The sequence below is a fragment of the Paenibacillus pabuli NBRC 13638 genome, assembly GCF_001514495.1.
Classification (GTDB): Bacteria; Bacillota; Bacilli; order Paenibacillales; family Paenibacillaceae; genus Paenibacillus; species Paenibacillus pabuli.
In genome coordinates, this window is record NZ_BCNM01000033.1 from 47,593 (window position 1) to 63,478 (window position 15,886).

Annotated in this window: 15 protein-coding genes; 2 read left to right on the forward strand and 13 right to left on the reverse strand. The window is 47.7% G+C overall.

The features are described from left to right. Window positions 1–22: 22 nt before the first annotated feature. A complete protein-coding gene (gene cysE, locus PPA03S_RS30030; protein ID WP_062329496.1) occupies window positions 23–688 on the reverse strand; it encodes a serine O-acetyltransferase in 666 nt (221 codons plus the stop codon). 274 nt (window positions 689–962) lie between these two features. On the opposite strand from cysE, the gene PPA03S_RS33120 reads away from it, so the two are divergent. Next, window positions 963–1,145, forward strand: coding sequence for a hypothetical protein (locus PPA03S_RS33120; protein WP_157284426.1), 183 nt, complete (start codon window positions 963–965; stop codon window positions 1,143–1,145). Window positions 1,146–1,284: 139 nt separating this feature from the next. Here the strand turns inward: PPA03S_RS33120 and gltX are convergent, their stop codons facing one another. The 4 genes from gltX to PPA03S_RS30050 form a co-directional block, all read right to left on the reverse strand. Further along, window positions 1,285–2,748 carry a glutamate--tRNA ligase gene (gltX, locus tag PPA03S_RS30035; RefSeq protein ID WP_062329498.1) on the reverse strand — a complete coding sequence of 488 codons (1,464 nt, stop codon included), beginning with the start codon at window positions 2,746–2,748 and terminating at the stop codon, window positions 1,285–1,287. Between the two features lie 33 nt (window positions 2,749–2,781). Further along, window positions 2,782–3,258, reverse strand: coding sequence for a 2-C-methyl-D-erythritol 2,4-cyclodiphosphate synthase (ispF, locus tag PPA03S_RS30040; RefSeq protein WP_053779226.1), 477 nt, complete (start codon window positions 3,256–3,258; stop codon window positions 2,782–2,784). Then, on the reverse strand, window positions 3,255–3,947 hold the full coding sequence (gene ispD, locus PPA03S_RS30045; RefSeq protein ID WP_062329499.1) for a 2-C-methyl-D-erythritol 4-phosphate cytidylyltransferase: 693 nt from the start codon (window positions 3,945–3,947) through the stop codon (window positions 3,255–3,257). Before ispD ends, ispF begins: the two co-directional genes overlap by 4 nt. A gap of 102 nt (window positions 3,948–4,049) precedes the next feature. Then, on the reverse strand, window positions 4,050–5,135 hold the full coding sequence (locus PPA03S_RS30050) for a PIN/TRAM domain-containing protein (protein WP_062329501.1): 1,086 nt from the start codon (window positions 5,133–5,135) through the stop codon (window positions 4,050–4,052). A 174-nt stretch (window positions 5,136–5,309) separates the two neighbouring features. On the opposite strand from PPA03S_RS30050, the gene PPA03S_RS30055 reads away from it, so the two are divergent. Further along, window positions 5,310–5,705, forward strand: a complete 396-nt coding sequence (locus tag PPA03S_RS30055) for a nucleoside triphosphate pyrophosphohydrolase family protein (RefSeq protein WP_062329520.1) — start codon at window positions 5,310–5,312, stop codon at window positions 5,703–5,705. A 105-nt stretch (window positions 5,706–5,810) separates the two neighbouring features. On the opposite strand, the gene pssA is transcribed toward PPA03S_RS30055, so the two are convergent. The 8 genes from pssA to PPA03S_RS30095 form a co-directional block, all read right to left on the reverse strand. Beyond that, window positions 5,811–6,542 carry a CDP-diacylglycerol--serine O-phosphatidyltransferase gene (gene pssA / locus PPA03S_RS30060; RefSeq protein ID WP_062329503.1) on the reverse strand — a complete coding sequence of 244 codons (732 nt, stop codon included), beginning with the start codon at window positions 6,540–6,542 and terminating at the stop codon, window positions 5,811–5,813. Between the two features lie 43 nt (window positions 6,543–6,585). Then, window positions 6,586–7,662 (reverse strand): DNA integrity scanning diadenylate cyclase DisA, encoded by a 1,077-nt coding sequence (gene disA, locus PPA03S_RS30065; protein WP_062329505.1) that lies wholly within the window; start codon window positions 7,660–7,662, stop codon window positions 6,586–6,588. A 13-nt stretch (window positions 7,663–7,675) separates the two neighbouring features. Further along, the gene (radA, locus tag PPA03S_RS30070; RefSeq protein WP_062329507.1) at window positions 7,676–9,043 is read right to left on the reverse strand and encodes a DNA repair protein RadA; all 1,368 of its coding nucleotides are present in this window, start codon (window positions 9,041–9,043) and stop codon (window positions 7,676–7,678) included. A 259-nt stretch (window positions 9,044–9,302) separates the two neighbouring features. Further along, entirely contained in the window at window positions 9,303–11,765 is a 2,463-nt protein-coding gene (locus PPA03S_RS30075) for an ATP-dependent Clp protease ATP-binding subunit (protein ID WP_062329509.1), read from the reverse strand. A gap of 209 nt (window positions 11,766–11,974) precedes the next feature. Further along, entirely contained in the window at window positions 11,975–13,045 is a 1,071-nt protein-coding gene (mcsB, locus tag PPA03S_RS30080; RefSeq protein WP_062329511.1) for a protein-arginine kinase McsB, read from the reverse strand. Window positions 13,046–13,073: 28 nt separating this feature from the next. Then, the gene (gene mcsA, locus PPA03S_RS30085) at window positions 13,074–13,598 is read right to left on the reverse strand and encodes a protein-arginine kinase activator protein McsA (protein WP_062329513.1); all 525 of its coding nucleotides are present in this window, start codon (window positions 13,596–13,598) and stop codon (window positions 13,074–13,076) included. A 30-nt stretch (window positions 13,599–13,628) separates the two neighbouring features. After that, window positions 13,629–14,090 carry a CtsR family transcriptional regulator gene (locus tag PPA03S_RS30090; protein WP_024633618.1) on the reverse strand — a complete coding sequence of 154 codons (462 nt, stop codon included), beginning with the start codon at window positions 14,088–14,090 and terminating at the stop codon, window positions 13,629–13,631. 470 nt (window positions 14,091–14,560) lie between these two features. Next, window positions 14,561–15,736, reverse strand: a complete 1,176-nt coding sequence (locus PPA03S_RS30095) for a GNAT family N-acetyltransferase (RefSeq protein WP_062329522.1) — start codon at window positions 15,734–15,736, stop codon at window positions 14,561–14,563. Between the last annotated feature and the right edge of the window lie 150 nt (window positions 15,737–15,886).

A 15,886-nucleotide genomic window follows, 5' to 3' on the forward strand; every position in this document is an offset into this window, starting at 1 on the left:
TTCCTTTCATCCGTTTCCATCATTATTCTATTGTACCACGGGAAAATTCACTTTCACGGCTACTCTGCAAAGTACGCACTTCTTCACGCAAACGTTCGATCTCTTGCTGCATACTGCGCAGGGAATCGATTACCGGATCGGGAAGCTGCTGGTTCAGACGGTCTACTCGTCGCCCATCCTGTTTTACGATTCTTCCAGGTATGCCAACCACAGTGCTGTTCGAAGGAACTTCCTTCAGTACAACCGAGTTTGCACCAATATTGCATTGGTCCCCCACGCTGAAGGAACCCAGCACCTTCGCTCCGGACGAGATAACCACATTATTGCCAATTGTCGGATGTCTCTTCCCTTTTTCTTTACCCGTTCCGCCAAGTGTAACCCCTTGATAGATGACAACATCGTCGCCAATTTCACACGTTTCCCCAATCACAACGCCCATACCATGGTCAATAAACAAGCGATTACCGATTGTAGCCCCGGGATGGATCTCAATACCTGTCATAAAACGGCTGACCTGCGAAATAAACCGGGCCAATGAAAACCATCTCCGCTTGTATAAAAAGTGTGCCGCCCGGTGCGCCCATATCGCGTGCAGCCCCGAGTAAGTAAATACAACTTCAAACCATCCCCGGGCCGCCGGATCGTTTTCAAACACCGCCTGGATATCTGATCTGATCTTCTTGAACATGCTCGTTCCCCTCTTGTTCAGGTCTTCGTCCTCCGGCTTACCGGACGGCGCGGCCCTCATGGTAGTGTACTTCCGACTCGATTAAATAGAAAACGCCTCTGCAGCTATTTAAGCTGCAGAGGCGTTTATCGCGGTCCCACTCTGCTCGATCCATGCTTTAACATACAAGGACCGGTCAGCTAATATAGCCGCCTCGTATCCTTGCACAAGAATGAACCCTCAACAGTTCCGTAACGGGAACCAACCGTCACAACCTATCCTGGCGTTTTCCTCTTTGCTAACAGGGCAAGAGGCGGGGCCGGATTCGGCTATGCAGCTCACGGGTGCATTTCGACTGACGGACAGCGGATGGCTCACAGCCACCGAAAGCAAAGAACTGCATTCTTTGCAAGCGGGACCATCCTCTCTGAATCTGCCCGGTTCAACCTACTTCTCCCGGTCTTTGCTGTTTCTATGATGAATGATAAAATCATACCATTTAACCTTTGTGTTGCTATTATAGCGAAAAGGTCATGGACTGACAACATTCTTCCTTCATATCGGTTCGAACGAAGTTCCTTACTCCAGTTCAGAGCAGACTGAAACAAGTGTGTATGTTAAGCGCCTTTTACCTGAGCATGCAATCGATCAATAACCGTATCGCGGCCCAGCAGTACGATTGTTTGGTTCAAATCGCGACCATGAGTCTGTCCTGTCAAAGCTACACGAATAGGCATAAACAGCTGTTTCCCCTTAAATCCGGTCTCTTTCTGAACCTCCTTAATCAGCGCGGCCATCTTGCTAGGTGTAAATTCGTCGCTCGCCTGCACTTTGTCAGCAAAGGCCTTCAGCACGGTCGGCACCTGCTCCTCAGCGAGTACTGCAGCTCCTTCACTTTCCATCTCCAGATGGGAACGGAAGAACACTTCGGACAATTCCACAATATCCGAAGCCGAATTCATCTGCTCCTGGTAGAGATGAACAAGGGAATATGCCCATTCTTTCTGTTCAGGTGAAAGCTCACTAGAGATGCGCCCTGCCTTTTGCAGATGTGGAATGGCCATTTCGGCAATCCGATCCGGGTCCGCATGTTTGATATAATGGTTGTTCAAATGAGCCAACTTGTGGGTATCAAATACCGCCGGGCTCTTGGACAGACGCTTTGTATCAAAAATGGAGATCAGCTGCTCTTGCGAGAAAATCTCTTCCTCTCCCTCAGGCGACCAGCCAAGCAAGGAGATGAAGTTAAACATCGCTTCAGGTAAATAGCCGAGCTGATCATATTGTTCAATGAACTGAATTACGGACTCATCCCGTTTGCTCAGCTTCTTGTGGTTCTCATTCACAATCAGTGTCATATGACCGAATTGCGGCGGCTGCCAGCCGAGCGCTTCATAGATCATTAACTGACGCGGTGTATTGGAGATGTGATCTTCCCCTCGCAGGACGTGGGAAATCTTCATCAGGTAATCATCCACAGCAACGGCATAGTTGTACGTGGGAATCCCGTCTTTTTTCACAATGACGAAGTCGCCGGATTCCTTGCTGTTGAAAGAAATGGTCCCTTTGACCATGTCATCAAATGTATATACGCGTTCTTCCGGTACACGGAAACGAATGCTCGCCACACGGCCTTCCGCTTCAAATGCGCTCTGCTGCTCCGGTGTCAGATCACGATGTTTACCCGAATAGCGCGGAGTTTCCCCACGTGCCGTCTGCTCCTCACGTTCTTGCTCCAGCTCTTCTTCCGTGCAATAGCAGCGGTAAGCCAGACCTTTGTCCAGCAGCTCCTGCGTATATTTGCGATAGATGTCCAGACGTTCCGTCTGACGGTATGGTCCGTACTCGCCGCCAACATCAATACTTTCGTCCCACTCGATTCCGAGCCATTTCAGGTATTTCAGCTGACTTTCTTCACCACCGGCAATATTGCGTTTCACATCCGTATCCTCAATACGAATAATAAATTTGCCGTTATTATGTTTGGCATACAAATAGTTAAACAGCGCCGTACGGGCATTCCCGATATGCAGGTGTCCCGTTGGACTCGGCGCATAACGCACGCGAACTTCGGTGCTCATAATATCCCCTCCGTCTCTAATTGGTTGATGATATCACACGCGAACAAGGCAAACAACCGATTGGGCAGCTATACCCTCTCCCCGTCCGGGGAATCCGAGCTGCTCTGTTGTAGTCGCTTTGACATTCACCTGTGTTACATCTGCTTCCAGTGCCTTGGCAATAACCTCGGCCATCTGCGGAACGTAAGGTGCCATCTTTGGCTTCTGTGCAATAATGGTTGAATCGATATTCCCGAGACGGTATCCGCGATCTTTCACCAGCTGCCACACATGCTCCAGCAGTTTCAGGCTGTCGGCATCCTTGAATTCCGGATCGGTATCCGGAAAGTGTTTCCCAATGTCCCCGAGTGCAAGTGCCCCAAGAATAGCATCACTAATGGCATGCAGCAGCACATCTGCGTCCGAGTGGCCCAACAATCCTTTTTCATAAGGAATCGTCACTCCGCCAATAATGCAAGGGCGTCCCTCTACCAGTTGGTGTACATCAAATCCCTGTCCTACACGTATCATCGCTTCTTCTCTCCCCCTAGCAAAAACGCGGCATACTCCAAATCTTCCGGCGTCGTTAATTTGATGTTCGCATAACTGCCTTCCACAACCTTGACCGACATTCCCTGTCGCTCAGCCAGCATGGCGTCATCCGTCCCTAGAAATCCATCCCGTTCAGCAGATTCATAGGCAAGCAGCAGCGAAGAAAGACGAAAAGCCTGCGGGGTTTGAATGCTCCACAGACTGCTGCGCTCTGGCGTCGCCGTAACGACACCCTCCGCATTCACTTGTTTGATCGTATCCTTCACTGGAACAGCCAGGACAGCTGCTCCACCCGACATCGCGGCCTGCATGCAACCTGTGATCTGCTCACGGTTTATAAAAGGACGTACCCCGTCGTGAACGAGGACCCAATCTGTTCCCAAGGCCTTTAGGCCTTCATGCACAGAATGTTGTCTCTCCTTCCCTCCGGGGATAACACGGACACGTGATTCCAGTTGGTATTCTTTTACCCAATTCAGGCAGCGTTCAACATCTGCTGCTCCGGTTACCAGGACCATTTCGCTGACCTCGTCCAGAGCCGCAAACACCTCAAGCGTATGTATGAAAACGGGCTTGTCCTGCAGCAGCAGAAACTGTTTGCTCTCGGTCGTTCCCATTCGGGTTCCCCGACCTGCCGCCACAATGACAACCCCCCACCCTTTATCCATGCCCCGATCCCTGCCTTGTCTGTCAGTTTACCGTCTTAAGATACAAAATATCTACTTTCGATATAAAATATCGTTAAACGATACACTACCCATCATACCGCTTTATTGGGCTTTTTCCAACAATTTCGGCTTGGCAAAAATCATTCGTCCCGCTGATGTCTGCAGCACACTGGTCACCAGCACTTCCATCATCATGCCGATATACTCGCGTCCACCCTCCACAACGATCATCGTGCCATCATCCAGATAAGCCACACCCTGACCGTGCTCCTTGCCATCCTTGATGATCTGTACCAGAATTTCCTCACCGGGCAGGACCACTGGCTTGACTGCATTAGCCAGATCATTGATGTTCAGTACAGATACACCTTGGAGCTCACACACCTTGTTGAGGTTAAAGTCATTGGTAACGACCTTGCCCTGAAGCACTTTCGCCAGCTTAACCAGCTTACTGTCCACTTCGGAAATCTCCTCGAAATCCCCCTCATAGATCAGGACCTTGACGTCCAATTCCTTCTGGATTTTATTCAAAATGTCGAGCCCGCGCCGGCCTCTGTTTCGCTTGAGCAGATCCGATGAATCGGCAATATGCTGCAATTCCTCCAATACGAATTCCGGGATCACAATCGTTCCCTCGATAAATCCGGTTTTGCATATATCTGCGATGCGGCCATCGATAATGACGCTGGTATCGAGAATCTTATGCTCTTCCATCCGCCTGTCCTCATCCACCTCAGGGTGGCCCCATCGTCCTGACATCCAGAAGGCACCCAGATCGTCTTTCTTGGCCATGGCAAGCATATACCCGGTATAAGCGCTAATGACCGTCAGCGCCACCTGAAGCACCTCTCCGGCTGTTCCAAGCCAGGCTACACAAGGGTATAACAGCAAGGCTACCAATAATCCGGCAACGGTACCCGCTGCGCCTGCTGCGAGTTCATTCATCGGTACTTTTGCCAAAGAATCAATCCCATTTTGCAGTCTGGTTGCCATCAATGTTCCTCCGATGTTGCACACAGACATAAACAGTACAGCTCCTAGCAGAGTTGATACTCCAGCTCCCAACAGTCCTGCCGACTGAATCCACTCAGCCATCCAAGGGACAGATTTTCCTGCCAGATGATATGCCGTGTAGCCGAACCATGCACCGCACAATCCCGTAAAAGTTAAAATGCCTTTTTTCCACATAAGTCCCTGCACCTCCTTCAATATAACTTCTTGTTTATATCCAGTATGATCCAATTCCCAAATTGCTAATCCCGCTTTCGAAGAACTTTTTGGAAATGTTGCAATCGTCAGTTGAAAGAAGGTAAATTATTGGCATATAATGAATTCAATTCATATCCCGAGGTGAGTAGCAAAATGAGTACGCTAAGTTTACAGGCTTTTCAGGATCAAGTTTCCGAGCTGCTGCTGCGTCATCGCAGCCTGATTGATGTACTGTCCAAAACGGGACAAGCCGGAGCTTCTGTCAACCGTGCCGTGTCCAAGGCCATTACCGAATGCGGCTGCATTGAGCTGCACGCCACCAAGCAGAGATATGCCCCGGAGAGCGATATTTCTCAATCCAAAGGGCTGCTGGAAACGCATGTGGAAGGTGAATTGTGCGAGAATTGCAAAGAGGTGATCAGCTCCGAACTGGGGCGGAACCTTTTTTATATGTCGGCTCTCTGCAATCTGCTGGACATTAACATGGAAGAGGTCGTGAATCACGAGTCACAGAAATGTTCGACGTTAGGGATGTTCAATTTGTCGTAGATCTGAATAACAAAAAGCACGTATACTCCTGCACAGGAGCGTACGTGCTTTCTTTGTAATGTTTGATATTTGAAACAAAAACCGAATTCTAGAATGCTGGAATACCTAGCGATCCGAAGGACGAGAAGACTTCCCTTCTTTACGCTTTTTGGCCCGGTTTCGTGAGGCTGCCGTCTGCATATTATGCTTCATCCCGTACAGGGCATATAGCACAAGTGGAATAAAGATCAATTTGGACAATTGTTCGGGAAACATTACCGCCACCAGTACTGCGAAGACGATAACCCAAGGTGCGATCCAGATCGCTTTGCGCGGCAAACCCACTTTTTTGAAATTTGGATATTTCAGTGAACTCACCATGAGATAGGATAACAACAACGTAGCAATCATCATACTCACAGGGCCGATATCCTTGTTAAATAGGGACAGTGTAGCTAATACCCCACCGGCTGCTGGAATCGGCAAGCCTGTGAAGTATCCGGGGATTCCCGGGCGGACATTAAAGCGTGCCAGCCGGATGGCCCCACATATTGGAAAACTGGCTGTTGCGATCCAGGCAAAAACCGGCGTTGCATCCTGAAACGAGACCATAAAAATAATCAGGGCCGGAGCTGCACCAAATGATACCATGTCTGACAAGGAATCGAGCTCTTTGCCGAATTCACTCTGAGCATTGAGTGCACGTGCTACCCGCCCATCCAGGCCATCCAATAACATCGCAACAATAACCATGATTGCAGCCAAACTGTAATTCCCATCAATCGCAAGTAAAATCGCCATCATTCCAAGAAACAGATTACCCAGGGTAAAGAGATTCGGAATGAATCTGGTTAACATCGTTGTTTCACCTCGTCATATTCAAGCCGTTATAGGCAAATCCTTACATCTGTCTGTCAATAAACATCTGCTCTTGCAAACGTTTGAGACCTTCTTTAATGGTGCGGGCGCGTACCTCACCAATCCCGTCCACTTCGTCCAGTTCCTCAATGGTAGCCATAATGACATGTGGCAATTGTTCAAACTGATCCACCAGGTTATGGATAATGACATTCGGCAGGCGGGGTATCTTATTCAATACCCGATATCCGCGAGGTGCAACCGAATCTTCGGATGTAGCAGCTGACGAAGGGTACCCCAACAGGCGAACAATATGATGCGCATCCAGCAATTCATCGTCTGACAACCTTTTCAGGCCTATAATAATATCGCGGATTTTGTCATCACTGTCGTCACGGGCATAGTCTTTGTAGAGCAACCAGGCCTCTTCCTCCGTTGTTCCGACCAGCTCCTCCATCTGCATGGAGATCAGTCGTCCTTCGTTACCAAGTTCATGAATGTACCGTTTGATTTCGGTTTTGATGCGCATAACCATTTCTGTACGCTGGATGACATTGACCACTTCAGGAATGGTCACCAGCTCCTCGAATTCGGATGCACTCAGATTCGTAAGGGACTGCGTCAATACAGCTTTGTATTTCTCCAAAGTTTGAATCGCTTGATTCGCCTTGGTCAGAATAACCCCGATTTCCTTCAGGGAATACCGAAGAGTTCCTTGATATAAGGTGATGATATTACGGCGCTGTGATATGGATACGACCAATTTGCCCGTTTGCTTGGCAACACGTTCTGCCGTTCGGTGACGAATTCCTGTCTCGGATGAGGAGATCGAAGAATCCGGGATGAGCTGGGTATTGGCATATAGAATACGCTTCAAATCCTCGCTTAGGATAATGGCACCGTCCATCTTGGCGAGTTCATACAGATAGTTGGGGGAAAAGTCGCAGTTAATCGAAAATCCCCCATCCACAACTTCCATTACTTCAGGGCTGTATCCTACAACCAGCAGTGCCCCCGTCTTGGCGCGCAGCACGTTCTCCAGACCTTCGCGGAAAGGTGTACCTGGTGCGATCAGCCTTAACAAATCATTCATGTTATCCAGTTGGCTCGAATCCTTCATCTTATTATGCCCCCTAATCTAAAGCAACCGCTAGTGCATCTGCCACGGTATTCACACCGATCAGTTGTATCCCGCGAGGATGTTTCCAGCCCTTTAAGCTTTTTTCTGGTAAAATAACACGCTTGAAGCCCAGTTTCTCGGCTTCTTTCACACGTTGTTCAGCCCGTGATACAGCCCGAACTTCACCCGTCAAACCGATTTCCCCAAAAATGACGTCATCCGGCTTGGTCGGTACATCCCTCAAACTCGATGCAATGCTTACAGCAACTGCCAAATCTACTGCCGGTTCATCTAGTCTTACACCACCAGCCACATTCAGATAAGCATCCTGGGTCTGTAAAAACATGCCCATTCGTTTCTCCAGCACTGCAATGATCAGGTTTAATCGATGGAGATCCACCCCTGTAGCCATACGGCGGGGCGAAGGAAAATGTGTGGTTGAGATCAATGCCTGCAATTCCACGAGCAGAGGTCGTGTACCCTCCATACTGGCAACTACAGTAGAACCCGCCACACCAAGTGGACGTTCTGACAAAAAGAGCTCAGAAGGGTTACCAACTTCACGAAGTCCTTCTTCCCCCATTTCAAAGATGCCTATCTCATTAGTCGAACCAAAACGGTTCTTAACCGCACGTAAAAGGCGATACGTATGATGCCGTTCTCCTTCAAAATAAAGAACACAGTCCACCATATGTTCGAGCATACGCGGACCGGCAATGGCGCCTTCTTTCGTAACATGCCCCACAAGTACGGTTGCAATGCCTCGCCCTTTCGCAATCCGCATGAATCGTGAGGTACATTCCCTTACCTGAGCTACACTGCCGGGTGCACTGGTGACTTCTGGCAGATATACCGTCTGAATGGAGTCGATGACAAGAAAATGCGGCTGGATCTGTTCCACCGCTTCCTCAACTCGTTCCATATTAGTCTCACATAGTACATATAACTCAGGAGATAACGCACCCAGACGATCAGCCCGCAATTTGGTTTGTTTAACTGATTCCTCGCCAGAGACATATAACACGCGCAAACCCGAATGAGTCAATGCATGAGAGGTTTGCAACATCAACGTTGATTTTCCGATTCCGGGGTCTCCGCCCACCAGAACGAGAGATCCTGGAACAATTCCGCCGCCCAGTACACGGTTCAGCTCTTCAATTCCAGTCTGTACACGCGGTTCCTGACCGCTATCTATATCTATGATGGGAAGTGGTTTATCTTTACTCTCAAAGAGAGGGGAATTTCTCCCTTGTGTTTTGACTACCGTTTCTGTTTCTTCCACCATTGAATTCCAAGACTGACAACCCGGACATTTGCCGTACCATTTGGGGGCTTCATAGCCGCATTCCGTACATTGAAACTTGGTTTTAACTTTGGCCACTTCAGCACTCCTAGAATATATTTTATAACAGCATTTTGCATGTTTCGACGAATTTTGACCTAACGCCCTAACGTGCAGGGTTAATAAAAGTTTACCATTGTTTGAGATTTTTCGTAAAGGATTATCGCAAACTTTACATCTGTTCCTAACCTGCTCATTTTATTTCTGTCCATACCATAAAAAAATCCTCCCTGGCCGAAGCCAGGAAGGATTGGAAATGAATCATACGCTCAGGTCTGATCCAAGAGTTTTACATCCATTACTTTGTTTCGATTTCCTCAGTGGAAGGAACAATTACATCTTTCTTCGTTACAGTCAACGCTCCGTTTTCTTCGTCGATCAGCAACGAATCGCCCTTGGTAACGCTACCTGTAAGCAATTCTTCGGACAATTTGTCTTCGATATGCTTTTGGATCGCCCGACGAAGCGGACGAGCACCATAGGCTGGATCAAAGCCTGCTTTGGCAAGAAAGGCCTTGGCATTGTCCGTGAGCTCGAAGTCGACCTCATACTCTTGCAGCCGTTTGCGAAGCTCTTCACTCATGAGTGTAACAATCTCTGCAATGTGTTTCTCTTCAAGAGAATGGAACACGATAATTTCATCAATCCGGTTCAGGAACTCAGGACGGAAGCTTTTCTTCAGCTCATCCATCACTTTACCCTTCATGTTATCGTAATCGGCACCTGCATCCACGACGGCTGTAAAGCCCAGTGTAGAGTTACGTTTGATTGCTTCTGCACCCACATTGGATGTCAAAATGATCAACGTATTACGGAAGTCTACCACACGACCTTTGGAGTCGGTCAGACGACCATCCTCAAGGACTTGCAGCAAGATGTTGAATACTTCCGGATGTGCTTTCTCGATTTCATCAAGAAGAACGACAGAGTAAGGTTTGCGACGAACTTTCTCAGTCAGCTGTCCACCTTCTTCATATCCTACATATCCTGGAGGAGCTCCGACGAGTCTTGACGTGGAATGCTTCTCGCCATACTCGGACATATCAATCCGGATGACTGCATTTTCATCTCCAAACATGGCTTCAGCAAGAGCACGAGCCAGCTCGGTTTTACCTACCCCTGTAGGGCCCAGGAAGATAAATGAACCCATTGGACGTTTCGGATCTTTAAGTCCAGCACGGGCACGACGAACTGCACGACTGACGGACTTCACAGCCTCATCTTGGCCAATGACACGTTCATGCAGAATCGATTCCAAAGTCATCAGACGTTGTGTCTCTTCTTCTTTCAGCTTGTTCACCGGAATTCCTGTCCAGTTAGCCACCACTTGTGCGATATCCTCAGGTGTTACTTCAGAATCCGTGCGACCTTGTTTTTCTTTCCATTGGTTCTTCGTTACATCCAGCTCTTCACGAATTTTTTGTTCCGTGTCGCGCAGTGCTGCAGCCTTTTCGAATTCCTGACTTTGGACCGCCGCGTCTTTTTCCTTACGGATATCTTCGAGACGGCTTTCCAGTTGTTTGAGGTTTGGTGGGATGGTGTAAGAGTTCAATCTTACTTTGGAACCCGCCTCATCAATCAGGTCGATCGCTTTATCCGGCAGGAAACGGTCCGTAATGTACCGATCAGACAGTTTAACCGCCTGTACAATCGCTTCATCCGTAATTTTCACCCGGTGATGCGCCTCGTAACGATCACGCAGCCCGTGTAGAATCTGAATGGCTTCTTCCGGAGAAGGTTGATCTACCGTAATCGGTTGGAAACGACGCTCAAGCGCAGCATCTTTCTCAATATATTTGCGGTATTCATCCAGAGTCGTTGCACCGATGCACTGCAATTCTCCACGAGCCAGAGCCGGTTTAAGAATATTCGATGCATCAATGGCACCTTCTGCTCCGCCTGCACCAATCAGGGTGTGCAATTCGTCGATGAACAGGACAATGTTACCCGCTTGACGAATTTCATCCATAATTTTTTTCAGACGATCTTCGAACTCACCACGATATTTTGTACCTGCAACAACAGAGCCCATATCCAACGTCATGACACGTTTGTCACGCAAAGTTTCCGGAATTTCGTTGGCGATGATTTTTTGTGCAAGTCCTTCAGCGATGGCCGTTTTACCTACACCTGGTTCACCAATCAGTACCGGGTTGTTCTTCGTACGACGGCTTAGGACCTGAATAACACGCTCGATTTCCTTGCTGCGACCGATCACCGGATCGAGGTTATTCTCTCTGGCATACGCCGTTAAATCACGTGCCAGACTATCCAGTGTTGGTGTGCTGACATTCGCAGGCGTACCGTGATGACTGGATACGGCTTCACTGCTGCCAAGCAGTTGCAGCACTTGTTGACGTGCCTTATTCAAACTGATACCCAGGTTGTTCAGCACACGTGCTGCAACCCCTTCGCCTTCACGAATCAATCCGAGCAGGATATGCTCAGTGCCTACATAGGTATGGCCTAATTTACGGGCCTCATCCATAGACAGTTCAATTACTTTTTTCGCACGAGGCGTATATGCAATGTTCGTAGGTTGCTCTTGGCCGCGGCCAATCAGCGTCTCTACTTCATCTTGAATTTTTTCTAATCCGAGTCCCAGGCCGATCAGCGCTTTGGCTGCGATGCCTTCGCCTTCACGAATGAGGCCGAGCAAAATGTGCTCTGTACCGATGTTATTATGACCAAGACGGACAGCTTCTTCCTGCGCCAATGCGAGCACCTTTTGGGCCCGTTCCGTAAATCTTCCAAACATCATATCTCCTGCACCTCCATGGTTTTGGATAAAACGGGGGCCTAGAATGGATCCCACCGTATTCTTCATATCATTTTTGTTTGCAGCCGTGCTGCGAATACATCATTCAGCATTGATCTCATTGATTTGTAGAAAATGCTCTTTTATATAAAAGCCGCAGATGCAGCGTGAAACCTTTGTAATTAACACTTGAAACATTCTAATGAAACATTCTAAGATTGATTGGCTGCACTGATCGTATCACGGATTAACTGAGCCCGATATATGTCACGTTCATCTGTCCGCATATCTTCCCCGAATGTTTTCTGCAAAAAGCCCGGCTGGGTCATCACATTTAACTCGTTCATTACGGTTATGGACAGGCCATCCAGTAAGCCAAGGTCTACACCAAGTCGAACATCGGACAGACGCTGTGCAGCTTCCTTCGAATCGACGATGGCTGCATGCGACAATATACCGTACGAACGCATCACTCTGTCGGTAATCCGTAATCTGGAATCGGTCATTAACCGCTCTCTGGCGGTACGCTCATGCCCTATCATCTGTAACACAACACTATGCAGGTTATCAATGACTTCTTGTTCCGTCTGCCCCAGTGTGATCTGGTTCGAGATCTGAAACAGGTTACCCATTGCCTCGCTGCCTTCACCGTAAATTCCACGTACAGTCAGTCCGACTTGGGAAACTGCGGTTAGAATGCGGCCAATCTGCTGTGTCATCACCAGAGCGGGCAAATGCATCATGACCGAAGCTCTTACACCTGTACCTACATTCGTAGGACAACTGGTCAAGTATCCTCTGCGGTCATCAAAAGCATAATCCACATGCGCTTCAAAAGCATCATCTATAGCGGAAGCTTTCTCCCAGGCTTCTTTCACCTGGAACCCCGGATAGAGGCACTGGATACGTAGATGGTCCTCTTCATTGATCATAATACTGACAGATTCATCCTCACTGAGAATAACAGCACCATTTCTGGATTCGTTCGCAAGACTGGGACTGATCAGATGTTTTTCCACCAGCACCCGTTTGTCGAGTTCATCGATATCCATCAGATCCAGCGTATGAAAATCCCCAAAGGCATGAACCTCATCATATTGAAGCACTTCGCTCAGCTTATTCAGCACTTCTTCCGATTGCTCATTGGAAGCCAGCATCGGAAACGGAATATGCTGCAGGTTGCGTGCGATTCGGACACGGCTGCTAATGACGATTTCGGAATCAGCCGCATCACTGCGCATCCAGTCGCTGAGCGCTTTCTCGGTAAAGCGCAGATTAGGCATTACGCATCCCTCCTACTCATCACAAACTTTACTCCTGAGCTATTTCTTTTTCAAGTTCCCTGATCTGATCACGAATTTGAGCGGCCTCTTCGAACTCCTCTTGAGTTATACTCTCCTGAAGATCTCGTTTCAGATCAGCGATTTGTCGTTTCACCTTGATGCGGCCCCCAGCTCGTGCAGGCACTTTACCTACGTGAGATGTACTGCCATGAACCCGTTTGAATAAAGGGTCCAAACGGCTGTCAAAATATTTATAACATGAGCTACAGCCAAAGCGGCCGATTTTGCTAAACTGTGAATAGGTCATGCCGCACTCTTCACAACGAAGGGCTTGTGCAGGTGTTGCTCCCGCACTGCCATTCTTGCCTGAGGGGTCAAAATCAAGCAACCCGGACAATAAGTTGTGAATGGAAAATCCGTTGGATGTACCGGGGATCATTTCCCCTTTTTCACGAGCACATGACTCACAAATATGGAACTCCGTCTTCTCTCCGTTCACGATTTTCGTAAAATGGAGCGTCGCCGGACGTTTGTTGCATTCTTGGCACAGCACAATGATGTACCCCCTTGATCCCGATAGTTTTCATTTACCGAGCAAAGATATTAACATCGCCTTCAACATTCTGGCACGAATTTGATCCCGGTAAGGAAGTTTGACCAATATAATCTCTCTCGATACAGCTGCTCTCATCAACCCGGCTTCCCTTTTGCTCAAGAAACGTGCTTCTTCCAGTTGGTAGATCAGACCCTCGGCAGCTGTCTGCCCGATCTCATCCCCGATACTATGGTGCAAATGGTTATGCAGAGCCGAGTGAGCCGGCAATTCAATCCGCTGTATGCGAACATAACCGCCGCCGCCACGTTTACTCTCTACAAGGTAACCTTTTTCGAGTGTAAATCGGGTGCTGATGACATAATTGATCTGGGAAGGCACACATGAAAATTGATCAGCCAGATCATTACGTTGAATTTCGACCATTCCTTCGGGACTTTCATGCAAAATACTCTTCAGATATTGTTCGATAATATCAGAGATATTACGCATCCACTCATCCTCCACTGTCTGAAACGTTAAGTCAATAAGGACCCACACGCCCCTACAGAGTACACCTTCTCAACCCATTTAACCAATCAGGGAAACAGCGAAACTCGTCTTCCACGGTCATTAACAGGTAAGCGAAGGACGCTCGAAGGTCCTTTAATATTGCCTTTATCCGCTGATGTATACTACCCTCTAAATGGCTGCCACCACCGGATTGCAGAAAGAAAGCTACGTAAGTATTTAACCTTTAGTTGACTTTGACTTTCTTTGACTTTATATACATTATAGCATATTTTGTGGTTTTGCCAAGAGGGAGCACTATTCATTTTTTACGATTTTACACGAAATATTCGGCTGACACAAAAAAACCTCTCCAAAAAAGCTGGAGAAGTCCATTTGTCTCACACTAGCAACGTATTGCTGTACAAGTTAATTCTATGAAATTGATCCAAAATGTCGTTACTTCTATGAAATCAGAAAAAATCCAGTAAATAGGTTTCCCGTTTAGGAATCGCTTGCTCCAGAGCCCTGATCGTATCGGTTGGACCATTGAGTCTACCTATTTGAGCCATCTCTACGGGTCTGCGATACCCCATTAAAATGGCAGTAAGCGTTTGAATATTGACTTTAACCGTCTGACCCTCAGCTGGTTGCTCCGATGTTTTCCATATAGAAGCTGTACCGTTCATCGCCACATTCAATTCCCACACCCCTTCATTCCAAGGTGCATAAGCATCCTCTACCTCTAGACGAATCTGTACCGGCGAATCTGGGCTTGCAAAAGGATACTGTGAGATAAATTGTTCTACACTCACTATACGTGCCATGAAGAAGGGTACAATTTCCTGCTGAATCCGTGGATTATCCAATTGAAAAGCAAGCATATCACTGGCTGGTGCCTGTAATGTTACTTCCTCAATCATAGAATCATGGTTGGCTATAAAGGTCCACAAGGCTTGTCTCGCTTCTTCATTAAGATAAATGATTTCTCTAATGGTAAACTTTCTGTCCTTAACCTCATATAAAAGGTAGCCTTGTGCTTTACCAGCATCATCAAAATATACAGCCTTCTGACTGGCTCCATTAGTGAGAACCGAATTCTCCCATCTTTCGTCATTCCGGATCAATGTTCCGTTATAGCGCTCAGCGTAGGCACCGTATACTTCTTTTAATATACTAAGTCCCGGATCGCCACGACGAATCGTTCCAGGGGTTGCCTTTTTCGCAGGCAGATAAGCTGTGAGCACTTTATATCGTTTAAATTCAACATACGTCTCCCATCCATATTTCCGATAAAAAGCAAAAGAAAACGGATGCAGAAACGATATACTTTGTTTATTACGGTTCATCTCCTCGAGCGCATGCTTTAACAGCCCTGCTACCCAGCCTTTGCGTCTATATTCTGGCCATGTGGCTACACCCGCAATACCGCCCATCTCGAACGATCTCCCATGAATATAGGTTTGAAAAGGAATAATGTGAAGTTTGGCACCCAATTGCCCTTCCTCATACACCCCCCATATATCCTGTGACGCAAATTGACTCCGTCGCTTCTCGGTCTGTTCTTCACTCATTACCACTTGAAAAGCATACTCGGAGAGTGCCATTGCTTGTTCAAAATCATCTACCGTCAATTTCTGAATTTCCATGTCATTCTGCACCCCGTTCTCTAAGTTAATGATATCTTTCAGATCATGGCCTGACACGTGATGTATGTATCCATTATGAGTGTGTCAGAGGAACGGGACAAAGTCAAACAGGAGATGCTTTCGCATCCCCTAAGTTAAAAATACACAAAA